Genomic DNA, 18940 nt, shown 5'->3' with positions numbered 1-18940 from the left:
CTACTGGCTGCCGTACTTCTTGCTCATCGAGTCGTAGAGCTGCTCGGCGCCCGGACCCAGCTGCGGTCCTGCCAGCCAGCCGGAAGTGGCCGGGCCGATGGACGTGTTGGAGACCAGGGCGAGCTTGCCCTTGGAGATCTGCCGGAACCAGCCGCCACCGGACGAGCCGCCGGTCATCGAGCAGCCGATGCGGTACATCGTCGGCTTCTGCGGGCTCAGCGAGAGACGCGACGGGCGGTCGATGCACTTGTGCATCTGTACGCCGTTGTACGGCGGGGCGGCCGGGTAGCCCCAGGCACCCATCGCGCTGACCTCGGTGGCGGAGGGCGTGGAGAAGTCGACGGGCAGCGCGTTGCCGACCGTCTCCTCGAGCGACTTGCTGCCGTTCTCGGGCTTCACATGCAGTACGGCGTAGTCGTACGGAGCACCCGGGATGCCGGCCGCGGCGCCGCCGTCGATCCACTCACCCGAGGTCGACGCCCAGTCCGCCCAGTACGTGCCGTACGGGGCGACCTCCTGCTGGGTCGCGCCCTGGAGCGCTGCGGGCGACTTGCCGAGGTCGTTGTACGACGGGACGAAGGCGATGTTGCGGAACCAGCCGCCCTGCTTGCCGGCGTGCACGCAGTGGCCCGCCGTCCACACCAGGTTGGACTTGCCGGGGTTGCGCTTGTCCTTCACGACCGTGCCGGAACAGACTGCCGAGCCCTCGGGAGTGTCGAAGAAGACCTTGCCGACCGGGGCGGCGTGCTTGTGGTACGGAGTCTTCTCCTGCTGCGCGGTGACCGGGTCCGGGATCGGGTCGGTCGCGCCCTGGTCGCCTGCGGCGTCCTTGGCGGTGACCGTCTTGGCCGGGTCCTTGGCCTTCTGCATCCGATCGGGCTTCCAGAGGCCCTCGATGACCGGGTTGACGAAGTCCTTGGCCTCGCGGAGCCAGGCGTCCTTGTCCCAGTTCTTCCAGTCGCCGTCCTTCCACTTGTCGACGTCGATGCCGCGGTCCTTCAGACGGTCGGCGATGTCGGCGGGAATCTCAGGTGTGTCCTTGCCCTGGTCCTTGCCCTGGTCCGCCGGCTGGGACTGCTCGGGCTTGGCGTCGGCGTTGTCGGACTTGTCGTCGCCCGAGTCGCACGCCGTCGCTGTCATCGCGAGGGCGAGTACGGCACCCGCCGCAGCGAGGCCGGAACGGCGCGCGCCTCTCCGGGCGCGTGTCCCGGAGACGGCGCGGGCGGGACGTATGGATCGCATGATGCGGTGAACCCCCGATGGATCTCGTTCGTTGATGCGGCCGCGGAGTGAGCTGCTCACCGTGGCTCGTGTCAGTGGGTGTCCGGCGTGCGCTGGTGTGCCGCCGGGGAGACGCGCACAGCTGGAGTGTCATGCGCGTGTCATTCAGTGGCCACTTCTCGGTCGCCGACCGGAGACCGGATGCCACTATGCCGTGTCGGTTGCGGACGCTTGACGGTGGGTCCGTGAAGGCGTCTCCCCGGTCCCGACTTCCGGTCTCCGGGAGGCTTCTTGTGGCCGCCCGCGGTGGCGGACGTCCACAAGAAGCCCCGACTGTCCGGCAGTTCGGCGAACCGGTGGGCACGGCGCCCACCGGTGCCGCTCCTACCCGGCGTCCGAGCCGCCTACTTCGCGTACTTGTCGCTGACGGCCGAGTAGATCTTCTTGGCTCCGGGGCCGAGACGGGGGCCGGCGAGCCAGCCCGCCGTCACCGGGCCGATGGACGTGTTGGAGACCAGTGCGGGCTTGCCGTCCTGCCCCTCGTGGACCCAGCCGCCACCCGACGAACCACCGGTCATGGTGCAGCCGATGCGGTGCATCGTGGGCTGCTCCTTGCCCAGCGAGAGCCGGCCCGGCTTGTCGGTGCAGGAGTGCGCGAGCTGCCCGTCGAAGGGAGGCGCCGCCGGGTAGCCGGTGGCCGTCATGCTCTCGATCTCCGGAACCGCGGGCGCGTTGAAGTCCACGGCGAGCGCCGAACCGACCGTCTCCTCCAGGGACTTGCCGCTACCGCCCTTCTCCGGCGTGACATGCATCACCGCGTAGTCGTACGGAGCGCCCTGGCCGCCGGTGGCGCCACCCTGCTCGATCCACTCCTGGGACGTCTGCGCCCAGTCGGTCCACCAGATCCCGTACGGGGCGATCTCTTCCTCGGTCGCGCCCTGGAGCTCCTCGATCGACTTCCCGTCGTTGTTGTACGAGGGCACGAAGGCCAGGTTGCGGTACCAGCCGCCGCTCTTGCCGGCGTGCACGCAGTGTCCGGCGGTCCACACCATGTTGGACTTGCCGGGGTTGGCCGGGTCCTTCACCACCGTGGCGGAGCAGACCATCGAGCCGTCGGGGCCGTCGAAGAAGAGCTTGCCGGCCTCGGGTGCACTCTCGTGGTACGGCGTCTTCACCGGCTCGGCGTCGACGGGCTCGGGCGTCGGGTCGGTGACACCCTCGTCGCCCGAAATGTCGTTGTCCACGGGCTTGTCGGGGCGCTTGTCCGCATCCCTCATCCGGTCCGAGTCCCAGAGGTCCTCGATGATCGGATTGATGTAGTCCTCGGCCTCGCGGAGCCAGTCGTCCTTGCTCCAGTCCTTCCAGGCTCCGTCCTTCCACTTGTCCAGGTCGATCCCGTGGTCCTTCAGGCGGTCCTTGATGTCGCCCGGAATCTCGAGCTGGTCGTCGCCGCCCGCCGGGGCCTTCGACGAGGACGACGGCTTGTCGCTCGCGTTGTCGTCCTCGGGCCCGCAGGCCGTGGCGGTCAGGGCGAGCGCGGCGCAGAGGGCGAGCGCTGCCGTCGCGGGGGAGGTGCCGCGCCTCGCCCCCTTCCTGCGCCGCAAGTTGAAGCGTGGACGTATACCTTGCATGTCGAGATCTCCCCCTGTGTGGATTTCATGGGCAAACGTGCTCGCTCGTCCGCACCGGCAGGTGCCCGATCGAGCACCCACACACTATGCCGGTGCCGTTGGGGACGGCCCACGGCTCCGCAACGGTTCCGTCACGGCAAGGATCTTCCGGCGACCCGTGATCCCCCGCGCTCTGCGTCGTTGGTACGTACGGGGGACACGCGGTGTGCGTTCAGACCCCCTGACTCGGGGACGCCGGGCGTCCAACTCGCAGGAGCGCAGCGGGAGGACCACAGTCGTGGCCGTGATCGATCCATCGCCGGGGGTGCCGGTCGCCGCTTCTCCGCACGGTCCGGGAGCGATTCTCCGACGGCAGTCGCTCGGCGAGCCCTCGGCTCGGACGTACGCGCGGAAACTGCCCATCGTGCCGGTGCGGGCGCGCGGTCTGACCATCGAGGGCGCCGACGGCAAGCGCTATCTCGACTGCCTCTCCGGATCCGGGTCGCTGGTGCTCGGTCACAATCACCCCGTCGTCCTCGACGCCATCCGCGGTGTCCTGGATTCGGGTGCACCGCTGCACACACCGGACCTCGTCACGCCCGCGCAGGAGGCCTTCACCGAGGCTCTGTTCGAGTCGCTGCCGTCCGCGTTCGCGGACCGTGCACGCATCCAGTTCTGCGGGCCGGGCGACGCCGAGGCGGTGCAGGCCGCGCTGAAGCTGGTGGGCAGGGCCACGGGGCGGCGGGGGACGCTCGTCTTCGCGGGTGCCCACCACGGCACGAGCGCCGGCGATGCGGAGGACGTACGGGCCGCTCGGTTGCCCTTCCCGCGGGACTACCGCTGCCCGTTCGGAATCGGCGGACCGCAGGGCGGCGAGCTCTCCGCGCGATGGACCGAGGCGCTCCTGAATGACGTGGAATCCGGCCCCCACCGGCCCGCGGGAATGCTCGTGGAAGCGGTGCAGGGCGCGGGGGTGCACCCGGCGCCCGACGCCTGGATGCGACGGATACGGGAAATCACCGCCGCCCGCGACATCCCGCTGATCGTCGACGAGACGGCGACCGGCGTCGGCCGCACCGGCGCCTTCTGGGCCGTCGAGCACAGCGGCGTCGTCCCCGACGTGATGATCCTCTCCCGGGCCGTCGGCGGCAGTCTGCCTCTGGCGGTCGTCGTCCACCGTGAAGGGCTCGATGCCCGATCTCCCGGACTGCACACCGGGACGTTCCGCGGCAACCAGCTGGCCATGGCCGCGGGTGCCGCCACCCTCGCCCACGTCACCGCCAACGGACTGGCCGAACGCGCCGCCATCCTCGGAGCCCGGATGCTCGACCGACTCCGTGCGCTCGCTGCGGGGCACCCCTGCATCGGCGAGGTCCGTGGGCGAGGACTGATGATCGGCATCGAGCTGGTCGATCCCGAAGGCGGCTCCGCGGCCAGGCCAGGGACCCCGGATGAAGCCGACCGCCAACCCGCCCCGCCGGCACCAGAGTTGGCCGAATCCGTCCAACGTGAGTGCCTGCGACGCGGTCTGATCGTCGAACTCGGTGGCGAACAGCCCAGCGTCGTACGCCTGCTCCCGCCGCTGACCCTGACCGACGAACAGGCTTCCGCAGTCCTCGACCGTCTCGCCGACGCACTGACCGCGTCCGCACCCCGCTGGTGAACGCTGTGGCCGGCAACTGCCGCCGTACGGCAGCCGCACCACGACCCCGCCCGGCCGGACTCGGACTGTCGCGGCCGAGCGCCGTCCCCCGGCCTGCGCCCGTACCGGATTCCCGTCACGGGGAGGCGGCCCTGACACCGTGTCACCGGCCGGGTCGGTCACCTCGCCGAACCCAGCGGGCCGCAGCGCGTCCCCGCCGGCCCAACGCGGCGCGCCGGCACGCGACCCGCAACCGGAACTGGTCCCGGCGGCTCCCGACGGCGCACGCCATACCGGCCCCCGCCCGACACCCGGAGCAGGCCCACCTCGCGACCTGCGCACGAACCGCATCAGCCATCGCACAAGGAACATCACTTGAACCTCAACTCCGCACCCGACGGTCGTCACCACGACACTCCCTCTGCACTCGGCCCCACTCCCTCACTCGGAACCGCCCCCCTGGTGGCCGAGGCGAGCGCCGTGCCACGGCAGAAGACCGTCCCGCACGCCACGCCGCGCCCCAGCGACGACTCCCGTCATGCCGGCCCGGCCGACCTGCTCGAGCACCCGGACCCGGGAACCGCCGCCGAGGCCGCAGCCGTCGAGAACCTGCTGCGCTGCTGGATCCGGGAGAACGACGTCCCGGCTCCGCACGCGGCCACCGACGGCACTGCCGGCACCGGAGCGGCAACCGCAGGAACGACCACGCTGCGCATCCCGCTCCCGTCGAGCGGAACCGCCCTGACCGTCCCCGTCCACTACTGGTCGGTCACCGGAGCGCACCGGCTGGGGCCACCCCGCCTCGAGGGCGCACCGCCCGGCGCACCTCCGGCCGACGCCGTCACGGTGGCGAGTCTCCTCGTCAGGGAAGCCTCGGGCTCGCAGGAACCCACCGACCAGGGCACCTTCCGCGGGGACGGCGGCGACCTGGCCGGCCGCGTCGCCGACTCCGTACGACGCACCGCGACCTTCCTCAAGGAGCGAAGGAACTCCACGGGGGATGCCGCCGATGCCTTCCTCGCCGCGGAGCAGTCCCTGACGCTCGGCCATCCACTGCACCCCACACCCAAGAGCCGCGAAGGCCTCTCCGACGCCGAATCACTGCGCTACTCACCCGAGTTGCGCGGCTCCTTCCCGTTGCACTGGTACGCCGTCCACCCAGCCGTCCTCGCCGAGGACTCCGCCTGGACGGAACGAGGACGCTCGATCAGCGCCAGGAAGCTCACGGTCAGGATGGCGGGATCGTGGCTCGATCTTCCCGACGGTCACGCCGCTCTCCCTCTCCACCCCTGGCAGGCCCGCGAGTCGAGGCACCGTCCCGAGGTCGCCGAACTCTTCGACGCCGGACTGCTCCACGACCTCGGTGCACAGGGCGATCCGTGGTTCCCCACCTCCTCCGTCCGCACGCTCTACCGACCCGGCGCCCCTGCCATGCTCAAACTCTCTCTCGGACTGCGCATCACCAACTCCCGCCGCGAGAACCTGCACAAGGAGCTCCGCCGCGGCGTCGAGGTCCATCGCCTGCTGCGCAGCGGCCTCGCCGACCAGTGGCAGGCCGCGCACCCCGGATTCGACATCGTGCGCGACCCCGCATGGCTCTCTGTCACCGAACCCGGAGGCGCTCCGCTGCCCGGACTCGACGTGATGATCCGCAACAACCCCTTTGCGCCCGGTGACAACGTCCGCTGCGTGGCCGGCCTCGTCTCGCCCCGACCCGTAGCCCCCGAGGGGACCGGCGAGATGAGCGGGCAGGCGGGCCACGAGCACGGCACGGCTCCGATGCGCTCCGCGCTGGAGGAGATCGTCACCTCGCTCGCCGCGCGCACCGGCCGCTCCCGGGGAGCAGTGGCAGCCGAGTGGTTCCTGCGCTATCTCGAGCACGTAGTCCGCCCGGTGCTCTGGTTCGACAGCGAAGCCGGTGTGGCCCTGGAAGCACATCAGCAGAACACGCTGGTCGTCCTCGATCCCGAGGGCTGGCCCGCCGGCGGGCGCTATCGGGACAATCAGGGCTACTACTTCCGCGAGTCCCGGCGCGCCGACCTCGACCGCCGTCTCCCCGGCCTCGGAGTGGCGAGCGACACCTTCGTCCCCGATCCGGTCACCGACGAGCGCTTCGTCTACTACCTCGGTATCAACAACATCCTCGGCCTGATCGGCGCCTTCGGCTCGCAGGGTCTCGCGGACGAGCAGCTGCTCATCGCCGCCTTCCGGCGCTTCCTCGGGGACGTCAACTCAGGCACCCACAAGCTGCGTTCCTCCTTCGCCGAGCAGCTCCTCGAGTCATCGGTGCTGCGGTGCAAGGCCAACCTGCTCACTCGGGTGCACGGGCTCGACGAGCTCGTCGGCCCCGTGGACACCCAGTCCGTGTACGTCACCATCGCCAACCCCCTTCATCACTCCCGGACATGAACGTCTCCCAGGAGAGGAGCGTCACTGTGTCAGCCACCGAAGCCAGCACGGGCGCCGGCGCCGGCCCTGCCACCCCGGCAGAACCGGAACTCGCCACCGCAGACGTCGAGGACACCCTCGACCTCCGGCTGCCGGACGATTTCATCGCCCTTCTGAACCGGAGACCGCGCGACCGGCTCACCCGCCGTCCCGACGATGCCCACGTCACCGAGGGCGACCTCCTCGATCAAGTGGCGGACTGGGCACCCGCGGTGACCACGGCCGGAGTGTTCCACCTCCGGCCGGTGCGCCTCGATCGCGATCTGCCGTTGATCACCCGCTGGATGAACGACCCGACCGTGGCGGCCTTCTGGGACCTGGCGGGCCCGGAAGACGTCACGGCCGACCACCTGCGCCCGCAACTCGAGGGAGACGGCCGCAGCGCTCCCTGCCTGGGCGTTCTGGACGGCGTCCCCATGAGCTACTGGGAGCTCTACCGTGCCGACCTCGACCCACTCGCCCGGCACTACCCGGCCCGCCCGCACGACACCGGGATCCATCTGCTCATCGGTGGAGCCGGCGACCGGGGCAGAGGTCTCGGGACCATCCTCATCGCGGCCGTCACCGGCCTCGTACTCGACCATCGCACCCGGTGCACCCGCGTCGTCGCGGAGCCCGACGTCCGTAACACCCCTTCCGTCGCGGCATTCCAGGCCGCAGGATTCCGGAACTCCGAAGAAGTCGACCTGCCCGACAAACGTGCGGCCCTCATGGTCCACGACCGCATCGCCCGCACCAGTCCCACGCCCCGGCCCAGGCCCCGGCCCCGGAAGAACCAGCCGACCGGCCGGTCGGGTCCCGTCCCCGGCCCGCCCACGTCGACCGCACAAACACCGTCACCGTCACCGCCACTGTGACTCCTCCCCAACCATCCCCAGCCGCTTGTCACTTCTAGTACACCGGCCGAGCCGGTCGGGTTCCCATCCGAACCCGACGGATTCACCGCGCCGCCCCGGCTCCTGCCATCGCCTCACCCCCGTCCCCGCCCCGACATGCACCGGCCTCCCGAGCACCGCGACCCGCCGATGCCTGCCGACCCTCCAGATACCGGAGCTCCCGTGCAGAAATCCCCCGAGGTCCCCCCGTCCGACAAGTCCTCCGACCTCACCTCGCTCCTGGAACCGCCCGAACTGAACCGACGCGCCTGGACGACGGCGGCCCGCCGACTGCTCGCCAAGATGATCTCGGAGTTCGCCCACGAGCAGATCGTCACCCCGGCGGCCGCACCGGACACGGGCCCCGACCACTACACCCTCGCCCTCGACGACGGCGCCCGCCTGGAGTTCCGCGCACGCCGCTGCGCGTACGACAGTTGGCGCGTCCTGCCCGGTTCGTTCACCCTCCGCGCGCCCTCGCGCCCCGGTGCGAACGGACGACACCCCGAGGCCGCCACCGTCTTCGAGGACCCGATACTCCTCCTCACCCGGGCACGCACGACGCTGAACCTCGACGGCGCCACACTCGGCCACCTGGTCCGCGAACTCAGCGCCACGCTCGCCGCCGACGCCAAGCTCGACCACAGCGCCCTCACCGCAGGGCAGCTCGCCGAACTCGACTACGCGGCGCTCGAAGGCCACCAGACGGGCCACCCCTGGATCGTCATGAACAAGGGCCGCCTCGGCTTCTCCGCCACCGACGCCGCGACCTGGGCCCCCGAGGCCCGCCGTGCCACCGCGCTGCCCTGGATCGCGGTACGCCGCAGTCTCGCCCACTACCGGGGAGTGGCAGGCCTCGACTCCGCCGCCGACCTCTACGAACGCGAACTCGACCCGCCGACCCGCGAGGTCTTCGCGGCGGCGCTCGCGACCCGCGGCCACGACCCGCACGAGTACCTCTATCTGCCCGTCCACCCGTGGCAGTGGGACGACATCGTGCTCCCGCTGTTCGCCCAGTCCGTGGCGGCCGGCGACATCGTGCCGCTCCCCACGGGAGCGGACACCGATCTGCGGCTGCCACAGCAGTCGATCCGTACGTTCCTCAACGTCTCGAGGCCGGACCGGCATACGGTGAAGCTCCCGCTGTCCGTACTCAACACCCTGGTATGGCGCGGCCTCCCCACCGAGCGCACCGCAGCGGCCCCCGCGGTCACCGCCTGGGTGCACGGACTGCGGGACCACGATCCGTTCCTGCGCGACACCTGCCGGGTGATCCTGCTCGGCGAAGTCGCTTCGGTCGCCGTCGAACACCCCGTGTACGACGGGCTCGAGGAGGTCCCGTACCAGTACAAGGAGCTGCTCGGGGCGATCTGGCGCGAGCCGCTCGACCGCCACCTCGAGCCGGGGGAGCGCGCCAGGACGCTGGCCGCGCTGCTGCACACCGATCCGCAGGGCCGGTCCTTCACCGCGGAGCTCGTCGAACGCTCGGGCCTCGAGCCGCGGGTCTGGCTGCGTCACCTCTTCGCCGCCCTGCTGCCCCCGCTCCTGCATTTCCTGTACCGGTACGGCACGGTCTTCTCACCGCACGGCGAGAACGCCATCGTCGTGTTCGACGAGCACGACGTACCGGTACGCCTCGCGGTCAAGGACTTCGTGGACGATGTGAACATCAGCGCCACCCCGCTCCCCGAGCACGCGTCGATGCCCGATGACGTGCGCCGAGTGCTGCTGACCGAGCCGCCCGAGTTCCTCACCCAGTTCATTCACTCCGGGCTTTTCGTCGGAGTGTTCCGGTACCTCGCGCCGCTCTGCGAGGACCATCTCGGAGTGCCGGAGCGCGAGTTCTGGTCGCTCGTTCGGGCGGAGATCCTCCGGCACCAGGCGAGGTTCCCCGGGCTGAAGGACCGCTTCGACACCTTCGACCTGCTCACCGAACGCATCGAGCGGCTCTGCCTCAACCGCAACCGCCTCCACCTGGACGGCTACCGGGACCGCCCCGACCGCCCGCACGCAGCGGTCCACGGCACCGTCCCCAACCCCCTGCACCAGCCGTGACCGAAGCACCAGCCGTGACCGAAGTGACGGAGGGGATTGTCAGTGGCTGGCTTTAGGGTGGTCGAGCTATGACGAAGCCCTCCCTCTCCGAACTCCTCCATGCCGCCGTCACCGCCGTCGGCGGCACGGAGCGCCCTGGCCAGGTGACCATGGCCGAGTCGGTCGCCGAAGCGATCGACGGCGACGCCCACCTGCTGGTCCAGGCCGGCACCGGCACCGGCAAGTCCCTCGGCTATCTGGTGCCGGCCCTCGCTCACGGCGAGCGGGTGGTGATCGCGACGGCCACGCTGGCTCTCCAGCGGCAGCTGGTCGAGCGGGATCTGCCGCGCACGGTGGATGCGCTCCATCCACTGCTGCGCCGCCGTCCCCAGTTCGCCATGCTCAAGGGCCGGTCGAACTACCTGTGCCTGCACCGCCTGCACGAGGGCGTGCCGCAGGACGAGGAGGAGGGCCTTTTCGACCAGTTCGAGGCGGCCGCACCGACCAGCAAGCTGGGCCAGGACTTGCTGAGGATGCGGGACTGGGCGGACGAGACGGAGACGGGGGACCGGGACGATCTGACGCCGGGCGTCTCCGACCGGGCCTGGTCCCAGGTGTCCGTCTCGTCCCGGGAGTGCCTCGGAGCATCCAAGTGCGCATACGGCGCGGAGTGCTTCGCGGAGATGGCCAGGGAGCGCGCGAAGCTCTCCGAGGTCGTCGTCACCAATCACGCGCTGCTCGCGATCGACGCCATCGAGGGCGCCCCCGTCCTGCCCTCGCACGAGGTGCTCGTGGTGGACGAGGCGCACGAGCTGGTCTCAAGGGTGACGGGCGTGGCCACCGGCGAGCTCACCCCTGGTCAGGTCAACCGCGCGGTCCGACGCTCGGCGAAGCTGGTCAACGAAAAGGCGGCCGACCAACTCCAGACCGCCGCCGAGACGTTCGAGCGGATCATGGAGCTGGCGCTGCCGGGCAGGCTGGAGGAGATCCCGGAGGACCTGGGGTACGCACTCCTCGCCCTCCGCGACGCCGCGCGGAACGTCATCTCGGCGATGGGCGCCACCCGCGACAAGTCCGTCACGGACGAGGACGCCGTGCGGAAGCAGGCGATGGCCGCGGTGGAGTCCGTCCACGACGTCGCGGAGCGCATCACCGCAGGCTCCGAATGGGACGTCGTCTGGTACGAGCGCCACGACCGGTTCGGTGCATCGCTCCGGGTGGCTCCGATGTCGGTCTCCGGACTTCTGCGCGAGAAGCTCTTCACCGACCGCTCGGTGATCCTGACCTCGGCCACGCTGAAACTGGGCGGCGATTTCAACGGCGTGGGCGCCTCTCTCGGCCTGGCCCCCGAGGGCACGGCCGCACCGGGCGATGCCTCGGCCGAGGAGCTGCCGGTCTGGAAGGGGATCGACGTCGGATCCCCCTTCGACTACGGCAAGCAGGGCATCCTCTATGTCGCCAAGCATCTGGCCCGGCCGGCCCGGGACGGGGCTCGTACGGACATGCTCGACGAGCTGACCGAGCTGATCCAGGCCAGTGGTGGGCGCACTCTGGGTCTGTTCTCGTCGATGCGCGGCGCGCAGTCGGCGGCCGAGGAGCTGAGATCGCGGATCCCGGAGTATCCGATCCTGCTGCAGGGAGAGGAGACCCTGGGCGAGCTGATCAAGGGCTTTGCGGCGGATCCGCGTACGTGTCTGTTCGGCACGCTGTCGCTGTGGCAAGGGGTGGATGTGCCCGGGGCCAGCTGTCAGCTGGTCGTGATGGACAAGATCCCCTTCCCCCGCCCCGACGACCCTCTGCTCAGCGCCCGCCAGAAGGCCGTGGAAGAGGCGGGTGGCAATGGTTTCATGGCGATCGCGGCCACACATGCGGCACTCCTGATGGCTCAGGGGTCGGGACGTCTGGTCCGGGCCTCGGGGGACCGGGGCGTGGTTGCTGTCCTCGATCCACGCCTCGCGACCGCGCGCTACGGCAGCTATCTCAAGGCTTCGATGCCGGACTTCTGGTACACGACGGACCGCAATCAGGTGCGCCGTTCACTTTCCGCGATCGACGCGGCGGCGAAGGCGGAGGCCGATACCGATGCCGGGCCGGTGAGCTGAGCCGGCGCACCGCGGGCGCCTGTCCACGCATACGAACAGGGCCCCAGGACCGGCGCAGTTGGTCCCGGGGCCCGGATTGAGGGGGGGCGGAAGGTCTCAGACCCGCCGCAGCACAGCCACGACCTTGCCCAGGATGGTCGCCTCATCGCCGGGGATCGGCTGGTAGGACGCATTGTGCGGGAGGAGCCAGACGTGTCCGTCCTCGCGCTTGAAGCGCTTCACGGTGGCCTCGCCGTCGAGCATCGCCGCCACGATGTCGCCGTTCTCCGCGACGGGCTGGCGGCGGACGGTGACCCAGTCGCCGTCGCAGATGGCGGCCTCGATCATCGAGTCACCGACGACCTTGAGCACGAAGAGCTCGCCGTCACCGACCAGTTGCCGGGGGAGCGGGAAGACGTCCTCGACCGACTCCTCGGCCAGGATGGGGCCACCGGCCGCGATCCGGCCCACCAGTGGCACGTAGGAGGCGGCGGGCTTGCCCGAAGTGTCCGTCGGCTGCGCGCTGGGCTGGTCCGACCCCCGGACCTCGTACGCGCGCGGGCGGTGCGGGTCGCGACGCAGGAATCCCTTGCGCTCCAGGGCCATCAGCTGGTGAGCCACCGATGAGGTGCTGGAGAGGCCAACGGCCTGCCCGATCTCCCTCATGGACGGTGGGTAACCGCGGCGCTGCACGGAGTCCCTGATCACTTCGATCACCCGCCGCTGCCGATCGGTGAGGCCCGAGCTGTCCGCCCTGATGCCTGGAGGTCGCCCGGGCAGCGAGCGCGTAGGCTTCGGCGTCTCCGGGTTCGTGCCCGAGTCGTTCATGGCGTGCACCGGCTCCAGTCGGCCCTGGCCGCGGCTGCGGTCCTGGGCGGTGATGGTGGCGCTGTCTGCGGTGGTGGTCATGGCGGCCCCTCTCGCGATGTTCTCCCTAGCTGGACAACGGTAGTTGCTTTCGAAAGGTTGCGCCAAACACACGTTCGAGTGAAAAACCTGGATTTCCCTGACGTGATCATGTGCTCAGGTGTACTGCCGGAGTATCGAACAGCGGGCAATTCGGATGATTGCGGTACTGTTCGCCGCTGTGCCGCGCACCCGCTTCGGTGTGGGTGCTCAGTCTGCCACTCCCGCCCGGCGCGCGGCTGCCGGAAGCCTGTCCCGTAGGCTCGTGGCGCCGCGGGGCTCGCGACACGCGTTGGTGTCGATTGTGCGGCCAAACCCCAGATCTAGTGGTTGGATTGCATCAGCAGCCCACAAGTTGTGGTCCGGGTCTTTCAGAGGCTCCGGCATCGCCTATGCTTGGGACTGCTTCGAGGGGGCCTTCGTCCCCCGGTGAGGCCATACAGTCGTGCTGTGAGGGAGGGTTGGGAGCCATGCACTGTCCCTTCTGCAGGCACCCCGACAGTCGGGTCGTCGACAGCCGCACCACCGACGACGGCACGTCGATCCGCCGGCGGCGTCAGTGTCCGGACTGCACCCGTCGATTCACGACGGTGGAGACCTGCTCGCTGATGGTCGTCAAGCGCAGCGGGGTGACGGAACCTTTCAGCCGTACCAAGGTCATCAACGGCGTACGCAAGGCGTGCCAGGGGCGGCCGGTCACGGAGGACGCCCTCGCTCAGCTCGGCCAGCGGGTCGAAGAGGCGGTACGGGCCACCGGCAGCGCCGAACTGACCACGCACGACGTGGGCCTGGCCATACTGGGCCCGCTGCGCGAGCTCGATCTGGTCGCGTACCTGCGCTTCGCATCCGTGTACCGGGCCTTCGACTCGCTCGAGGACTTCGAAGCGGCGATCGAGGAACTGCGCACCGGGCCGGGCGGCGATGACGAGAGGCCGGACGCCCGGCCCGAGGGTGAAGGCGGTTCGACCGGGGCACCCGAGGTCCCCGTGCCCGCCACAGCGGCCGACTGAACCGCGGCCGGCGCGATCCGGCGGATTCGGCGGCGATCGAGACCTGCCAGGGGTTGCCCTTGCGGCGCTCACGGCATCAGAGACAACACCGTGCCACGGGAAGAACGCGGCACTTCAGGGCGTTTTAGCCCGATACAGGGAGGCGGCATGACAGAGACGACGAGCGGTCCGGCACGAGGTTCCCGCAAGGGATCCAAGACCGCTGCTGCGACCCGGCGGGGACTCCGCATCGAGCGAATCCACACCAACCCCGGCGTGCACCCGTACGACGAGGTGGAGTGGGACCGCCGTGATGTCGTCATGACCAACTGGCGCGACGGCTCGGTGAACTTCGAGCAGCGTGGCGTCGAGTTCCCCGGCTTCTGGTCGGTGAACGCGGTCAACATCGTCACCAGCAAGTACTTCCGGGGTGCCGTCGGCACACCGCAGCGGGAGACCAGCCTCAAGCAGCTGATCGACCGGATCGTGAAGACGTACCGCAAGGCCGGTGAGGACAACAGCTACTTCGCCTCGCCCGCCGACGCGGAGATCTTCGAGCACGAGCTGGCGTACGCCCTCCTGCACCAGATCTTCAGCTTCAACTCGCCGGTGTGGTTCAACGTCGGGACGCCGCAGCCCCAGCAGGTCTCGGCCTGCTTCATCCTCTCCGTCGACGACTCCATGGAGTCGATCCTCGACTGGTACAAGGAAGAGGGGATGATCTTCAAGGGAGGCTCCGGCGCAGGCCTGAACCTCTCCCGGATCCGCTCCTCCAAGGAGCTGCTGTCCTCCGGCGGCAATGCCTCCGGACCGGTCTCCTTCATGCGCGGCGCCGACGCCTCCGCCGGCACGATCAAGTCCGGTGGTGCCACCCGTCGCGCGGCCAAGATGGTCATCCTCGACGTCGACCACCCCGACATCGAGGGCTTCATCGAGACCAAGGTCAAGGAGGAGGAGAAGATCCGCGCCCTGCGTGACGCGGGCTTCGACATGGACCTGGGCGGCGACGACATCACGTCGGTGCAGTACCAGAACGCCAACAACTCGGTGCGGGTGAACGACGAGTTCATGAAGGCCGTCGAGGCCGGCTCCAAGTTCGGCCTGCGGGGCCGGATGACCGGAGAGGTCATCGAGGAGGTCGAGGCCAAGAGCCTCTTCCGCAAGATGGCCGAGGCCGCTTGGGCCTGCGCAGACCCCGGCATCCAGTACGACGACACCATCAACGCCTGGCACACCTGCCCGGAGTCCGGCCGGATCAACGGCTCGAACCCGTGCAGCGAGTACATGCACCTGGACAACACCTCGTGCAACCTCGCCTCGCTGAACCTGATGAAGTTCCTCAAGGACGACGGCAAGGGCAATCAGTCCTTCGAGTCCGAGCGCTTCGCCAAGGTCGTCGAGCTGGTCATCACCGCGATGGACATCTCGATCTGCTTCGCGGACTTCCCGACCCAGAAGATCGGCGAGAACACCCGCGCCTTCCGCCAGCTCGGCATCGGCTACGCCAACCTCGGCGCCCTTCTCATGGCCACCGGCCATGCGTACGACAGCGACGGCGGCCGCGCCCTGGCCGGCGCCATCACCTCCCTGATGACCGGCACCTCGTACAAGCGCTCCGCCGAACTGGCCGCCGTGGTCGGCCCGTACGACGGCTACGCGAAGAACGCCACGCCGCACAAGCGCGTGATGAAGCAGCACGCCGACGCCAATGCCAAGGCCGTCCGCATGGACGACCTGGACACCCCGGTCTGGGCCGCCGCCACGGAGGCCTGGCAGGACGTCGTCCGGCTCGGCGACAAGCACGGCTACCGCAACTCGCAGGCCTCGGTGATCGCTCCGACCGGCACCATCGGTCTGGCGATGTCCTGCGACACCACGGGCCTCGAGCCGGACCTGGCGCTGGTCAAGTTCAAGAAGCTCGTCGGTGGCGGCTCCATGCAGATCGTCAACGGCACCGTGCCGCAGGCGCTGCGCCGCCTCGGGTACCAGGAGGAGCAGATCGAGGCGATCGTCGCCCACATCGCCGACCACGGCAATGTGATCGACGCCCCCGGTCTCAAGCCCGAGCACTACAGCGTCTTCGACTGCGCCATGGGCGAGCGCTCCATCTCCGCGATGGGCCACGTGCGCATGATGGCCGCGATCCAGCCCTGGATCTCCGGCGCGCTGTCCAAGACGGTGAACCTGCCCGAGTCGGCGACCGTCGAAGACGTCGAAGAGGTCTACTTCGAGGCCTGGAAGCTCGGCGTCAAGGCCCTCGCGATCTACCGCGACAACTGCAAGGTCGGCCAGCCCCTCTCCGCGAAGAAGAAGGAGCAGGAGGTCGAGGAGATCGCCGAGAAGACCGAGGGCGAGATCCGCGGCGCCGTCGAGAAGGTCGTCGAGTACCGCCCGGTCCGCAAGCGCCTGCCCAAGGGCCGGCCCGGCATCACCACCTCCTTCACGGTGGGCGGTGCCGAGGGGTACATGACCGCCAACTCCTACCCGGACGACGGCCTCGGCGAGGTCTTCCTGAAGATGTCCAAGCAGGGCTCGACCCTCGCGGGCATGATGGACGCCTTCTCGATCGCGGTCTCCGTCGGTCTGCAGTACGGCGTCCCGCTGGAGACCTACGTCTCGAAGTTCACCAACATGCGCTTCGAGCCGGCCGGCATGACGGACGACCCGGACGTGCGGATGGCGCAGTCGATCGTCGACTACATCTTCCGGCGCCTGGCGCTCGACTTCCTGCCGTTCGAGACTCGTTCGGCGCTCGGCATCCACTCCGCCGAGGAGCGCCAGCGGCACCTCGAGACCGGTTCGTACGAGCCGAACGAGGACGAGGTGGACGTCGAGGCGCTCGCACAGTCCGCCCCGCGCGCCCAGGAGCTGCTGAAGTCGGTCGCGGCCCCGGGCTCCGAGCCCGCGCCGCAGCAGGCGCACACCTCCGCCGAACTGGTCGAGATGCAGCTGGGCATCAGCGCCGATGCGCCGCTCTGCTTCTCCTGCGGTACGAAGATGCAGCGGGCCGGTTCCTGCTACATCTGCGAGGGCTGCGGCTCGACCAGCGGCTGCAGCTGACCAGCACGCACTGAAGGGGACCGGTCTCGGCCGGTCCCCTTCGGCATGTGTGCTCAGCGCGGGGCGGACGGCGTCGCCGACGGCTGCCATTCGCGCCTGAGCAAGCCGAACACCCATGAGTCGGACACATCGCCGTTCACGATGCAGTCCTCCCGCAGGGTCCCTTCCCGTACGAAGCCGACCTTCTGCAGGACCTGGGCGGACGCCGCATTGCGTGTGTCCGCCTCGGCCTGCACGCGGTTCAGGTCCAGGGTGTCGAAAGCCCACTTCAGGACGGCGTGCGCCGCTTCCGTCGCGAAACCGTGGCCCCACATCGCCTCAGTGAGGCAGTAGCCCAAGGACGCACTGCGGAAGTCCGCATTCCAGCCGGTCAGCCCGCACCAGCCGACGAAAGCCCCGTCGGACGCACGCTCGATGGCCAGCCGCGCACCGGTGCCTTCGTCCGCCATCTCCCGGCATACGGCGATGAAGCGTTGGGCGCGGGTCCGCTCGGTCCACGGAGGGGAATCCCAGTAGCGCATCACGTGGGTGCTGCTGTGCATGGTGTGGAGAGCGTCCGCGTCGGAGTCCGCGAAGGGCCGCAATCGTAGGCGAGCGGTGTGCAGTTCGGGGGTGGGCAGCGTCATGCGCACCATCCTGCGACCACCGGGCGCGATCGGAGAACCGAATATCCGGGTGTACGGCTGCGGGGAGTACGGCGAAGGGGTGCCGCGCCGACTGCGGCCGGCGCGGCACCCTCTGCTCGTCCTGCCCTGTGTGCGCGGGGTCAGACGGGACCGGCACTGCCCATCACATCGGCGAAGGTGCCCGGATCTGCGTCGAAGCCCTGATAGATCTCCCGCATCTCCCATGTGCTGTCCTCGTCGCGGACGAACTCCGCGACCGTGGCCGACCGAGCGGCGGGAATGTCGGCGAAGCCGTGCTCGAGCAGGTCGGTGTGGTCCTCCCTGATGCGTACGCGGACGTTCCCGACGTCCCCGAACACGAGCTCCCCGCCGCTCTGTTGGATCGTGACACCGATGACCACGCGCGCGTAGTCGGACGCGAGCCGGTCGAGCTCGAGCGTCATCACCTCGTCGAAGCCGAATCCCTGCCCGGTCTTGCTGTCCCGGTTGAGGGTGATCGTGCCGTCCGGTGAACGGCTGTCGAAATGCACCAGGTACGCCGGCCGCCCGGACGGGTCGTCGGTGGTGTATGTCGCGGCGACGATGTCGAGGTCGTGCGGCGCCTCGCCGGGGGTGCTCGGGTCCCAGGCCAGGCCGACTTCGACCTTCGCGAGCCCCTTGTTCAAACTGCTCATCACACTTTCCTTCCCCCTCTGTGGATCATTCCTGCCACGCAATCACAAGGTGGCGCAGGATGTGAACTGCACCGCCGTGAAGGGACGTTGGAGAGGATCCTGCCGTGTGCAAGCACCGTACGATGGCTCAGTGCTGGTCAAGTGGATTCGCTGCACTGTGGTGGACCGTCGGGGGTTCGAGCGGGGACAGCGGAAGTGGGCGGGGCTTCTGGGGGAGCCGGGGTTCAGAGCGCAGGGTGGGGGGTGGAGCCGAGCCGCACCGTCGGTCGTCCATGTCTTCGCCTTCTGGGAGAGCCGTGCCTTCTACGACTCGTTCATGGCGCGCTCCCACGACCGCCTGCACGCCGCCCAGGCCGGTACGTACAAGGATCTCCATACCAAGCTCTTCGACTACCGCTTCGATGTGAAGACAGGGTTCGAGCCCCGCTTCACCGACGCGGACGTGCTGCGCGTGGCGCACTGCCGGGTGCATGCGGACCGGGTCGAGCACTTCGCCCACATGCAGGAGAAGGTGTGGAATCCGGCGATGGCGGGTTCCCCGGGCATGGTGCGCGGTCTGTTCGGAGAGGCACCGGGACATGAGTTCCTGGTGCTCTCGATGTGGCAGTCCACGCAGGAGTACGGCAAGTACCGCCCGGACCGGGTGGAGCGGCTCTCGGCCAGGGCCCAGACGGACGCGGACGTGGCGGCCGTGGCCGGGGACGTCGTCGAGCTCGAGCCGTCCTGGACGGTCTGACCTGCCCGCTGCGCCGGTCCGCTCGTCAGGGGCAGGGA

General features: G+C 69.5%; 13 protein-coding genes. 8 read left to right on the top strand and 5 right to left on the bottom strand.

Features of this window, described 5'->3' with window-relative positions; translation table 11 throughout:
• Together DY218_RS22590 and DY218_RS22585 are read right to left on the bottom strand one after the other, a co-directional pair.
• Positions 1-1242, bottom strand: a complete 1242-nt coding sequence (locus tag DY218_RS22590; protein ID WP_128557953.1) for a trypsin-like serine peptidase — start codon at positions 1240-1242, stop codon at positions 1-3.
• Between the two features lie 383 nt (positions 1243-1625).
• Positions 1626-2852, bottom strand: coding sequence for a trypsin-like serine peptidase (locus tag DY218_RS22585; protein ID WP_128557952.1), 1227 nt, complete (start codon positions 2850-2852; stop codon positions 1626-1628).
• A 277-nt stretch (positions 2853-3129) separates the two neighbouring features.
• Here DY218_RS22585 and DY218_RS22580 point away from each other — a divergent pair, with 277 nt between their 5' ends.
• From DY218_RS22580 to DY218_RS22560, 5 genes are all read left to right on the top strand, one after another.
• Positions 3130-4494 (top strand): aminotransferase class III-fold pyridoxal phosphate-dependent enzyme, encoded by a 1365-nt coding sequence (locus tag DY218_RS22580; protein ID WP_128557951.1) that lies wholly within the window; start codon positions 3130-3132, stop codon positions 4492-4494.
• A gap of 459 nt (positions 4495-4953) precedes the next feature.
• Positions 4954-6882, top strand: coding sequence for an IucA/IucC family protein (locus DY218_RS22575; RefSeq protein WP_325052016.1), 1929 nt, complete (start codon positions 4954-4956; stop codon positions 6880-6882).
• Complete coding sequence (locus DY218_RS22570; protein WP_128557950.1) at positions 6879-7778, top strand: GNAT family N-acetyltransferase; 900 nt, start codon at positions 6879-6881, stop codon at positions 7776-7778. Before DY218_RS22575 ends, DY218_RS22570 begins: the two co-directional genes overlap by 4 nt.
• Positions 7779-7946: 168 nt before the next feature.
• Positions 7947-9851, top strand: a complete 1905-nt coding sequence (locus DY218_RS22565; RefSeq protein ID WP_128557949.1) for an IucA/IucC family protein — start codon at positions 7947-7949, stop codon at positions 9849-9851.
• A 68-nt stretch (positions 9852-9919) separates the two neighbouring features.
• Positions 9920-11932, top strand: a complete 2013-nt coding sequence (locus DY218_RS22560; RefSeq protein WP_128557948.1) for an ATP-dependent DNA helicase — start codon at positions 9920-9922, stop codon at positions 11930-11932.
• Between the two features lie 96 nt (positions 11933-12028).
• Here DY218_RS22560 and lexA read toward each other — a convergent pair whose 3' ends face one another.
• On the bottom strand, positions 12029-12820 hold the full coding sequence (gene lexA, locus DY218_RS22555; RefSeq protein ID WP_128557947.1) for a transcriptional repressor LexA: 792 nt from the start codon (positions 12818-12820) through the stop codon (positions 12029-12031).
• Positions 12821-13287: 467 nt separating this feature from the next.
• Here lexA and nrdR point away from each other — a divergent pair, with 467 nt between their 5' ends.
• Positions 13288-13827 carry a transcriptional regulator NrdR gene (gene nrdR, locus DY218_RS22550; RefSeq protein WP_128557946.1) on the top strand — a complete coding sequence of 180 codons (540 nt, stop codon included), beginning with the start codon at positions 13288-13290 and terminating at the stop codon, positions 13825-13827.
• Positions 13828-13974: 147 nt separating this feature from the next.
• Positions 13975-16866, top strand: coding sequence for a vitamin B12-dependent ribonucleotide reductase (locus DY218_RS22545; protein WP_128557945.1), 2892 nt, complete (start codon positions 13975-13977; stop codon positions 16864-16866).
• A 53-nt stretch (positions 16867-16919) separates the two neighbouring features.
• Here the strand turns inward: DY218_RS22545 and DY218_RS22540 are convergent, their stop codons facing one another.
• Both DY218_RS22540 and DY218_RS22535 read right to left on the bottom strand, forming a co-directional pair.
• Positions 16920-17492: a GNAT family N-acetyltransferase gene (locus DY218_RS22540; RefSeq protein ID WP_128557944.1), complete on the bottom strand. Its 573-nt coding sequence runs from the start codon at positions 17490-17492 to the stop codon at positions 16920-16922.
• Between the two features lie 140 nt (positions 17493-17632).
• Positions 17633-18208 carry a TerD family protein gene (locus DY218_RS22535; RefSeq protein WP_267899384.1) on the bottom strand — a complete coding sequence of 192 codons (576 nt, stop codon included), beginning with the start codon at positions 18206-18208 and terminating at the stop codon, positions 17633-17635.
• Between the two features lie 88 nt (positions 18209-18296).
• Here DY218_RS22535 and DY218_RS22530 point away from each other — a divergent pair, with 88 nt between their 5' ends.
• Positions 18297-18902, top strand: coding sequence for a YdbC family protein (locus DY218_RS22530; protein ID WP_128557942.1), 606 nt, complete (start codon positions 18297-18299; stop codon positions 18900-18902).
• The last annotated feature ends 38 nt before the right edge of the window (positions 18903-18940 follow it).

The sequence above is a fragment of the Streptomyces triticagri genome (genome assembly GCF_003429565.1).
Taxonomy (GTDB): Bacteria; Actinomycetota; Actinomycetes; order Streptomycetales; family Streptomycetaceae; genus Streptomyces; species Streptomyces triticagri.
Note: the sequence above shows the minus strand (reverse complement) of the source record. Positions and strands in the feature narration are given on the sequence as shown.

Bases quoted from the DNA above. Each gene is read 5' to 3' on its own strand.
- nrdR (WP_128557946.1), top strand. From the start codon at position 13,288: ATGCACTGTCCCTTCTGCAGGCACCCCGACAGTCGGGTCGTCGACAGC.
- DY218_RS22590 (WP_128557953.1), bottom strand. From the start codon at position 1,242: ATGCGATCCATACGTCCCGCCCGCGCCGTCTCCGGGACACGCGCCCGG.
- lexA (WP_128557947.1), bottom strand. From the start codon at position 12,820: ATGACCACCACCGCAGACAGCGCCACCATCACCGCCCAGGACCGCAGC.
- DY218_RS22540 (WP_128557944.1), bottom strand. From the start codon at position 17,492: ATGACGCTGCCCACCCCCGAACTGCACACCGCTCGCCTACGATTGCGG.
- DY218_RS22565 (WP_128557949.1), top strand. From the start codon at position 7,947: ATGCCTGCCGACCCTCCAGATACCGGAGCTCCCGTGCAGAAATCCCCC.
- DY218_RS22585 (WP_128557952.1), bottom strand. From the start codon at position 2,852: ATGCAAGGTATACGTCCACGCTTCAACTTGCGGCGCAGGAAGGGGGCG.
- DY218_RS22545 (WP_128557945.1), top strand. From the start codon at position 13,975: ATGACAGAGACGACGAGCGGTCCGGCACGAGGTTCCCGCAAGGGATCC.
- DY218_RS22570 (WP_128557950.1), top strand. From the start codon at position 6,879: ATGAACGTCTCCCAGGAGAGGAGCGTCACTGTGTCAGCCACCGAAGCC.
- DY218_RS22560 (WP_128557948.1), top strand. From the start codon at position 9,920: ATGACGAAGCCCTCCCTCTCCGAACTCCTCCATGCCGCCGTCACCGCC.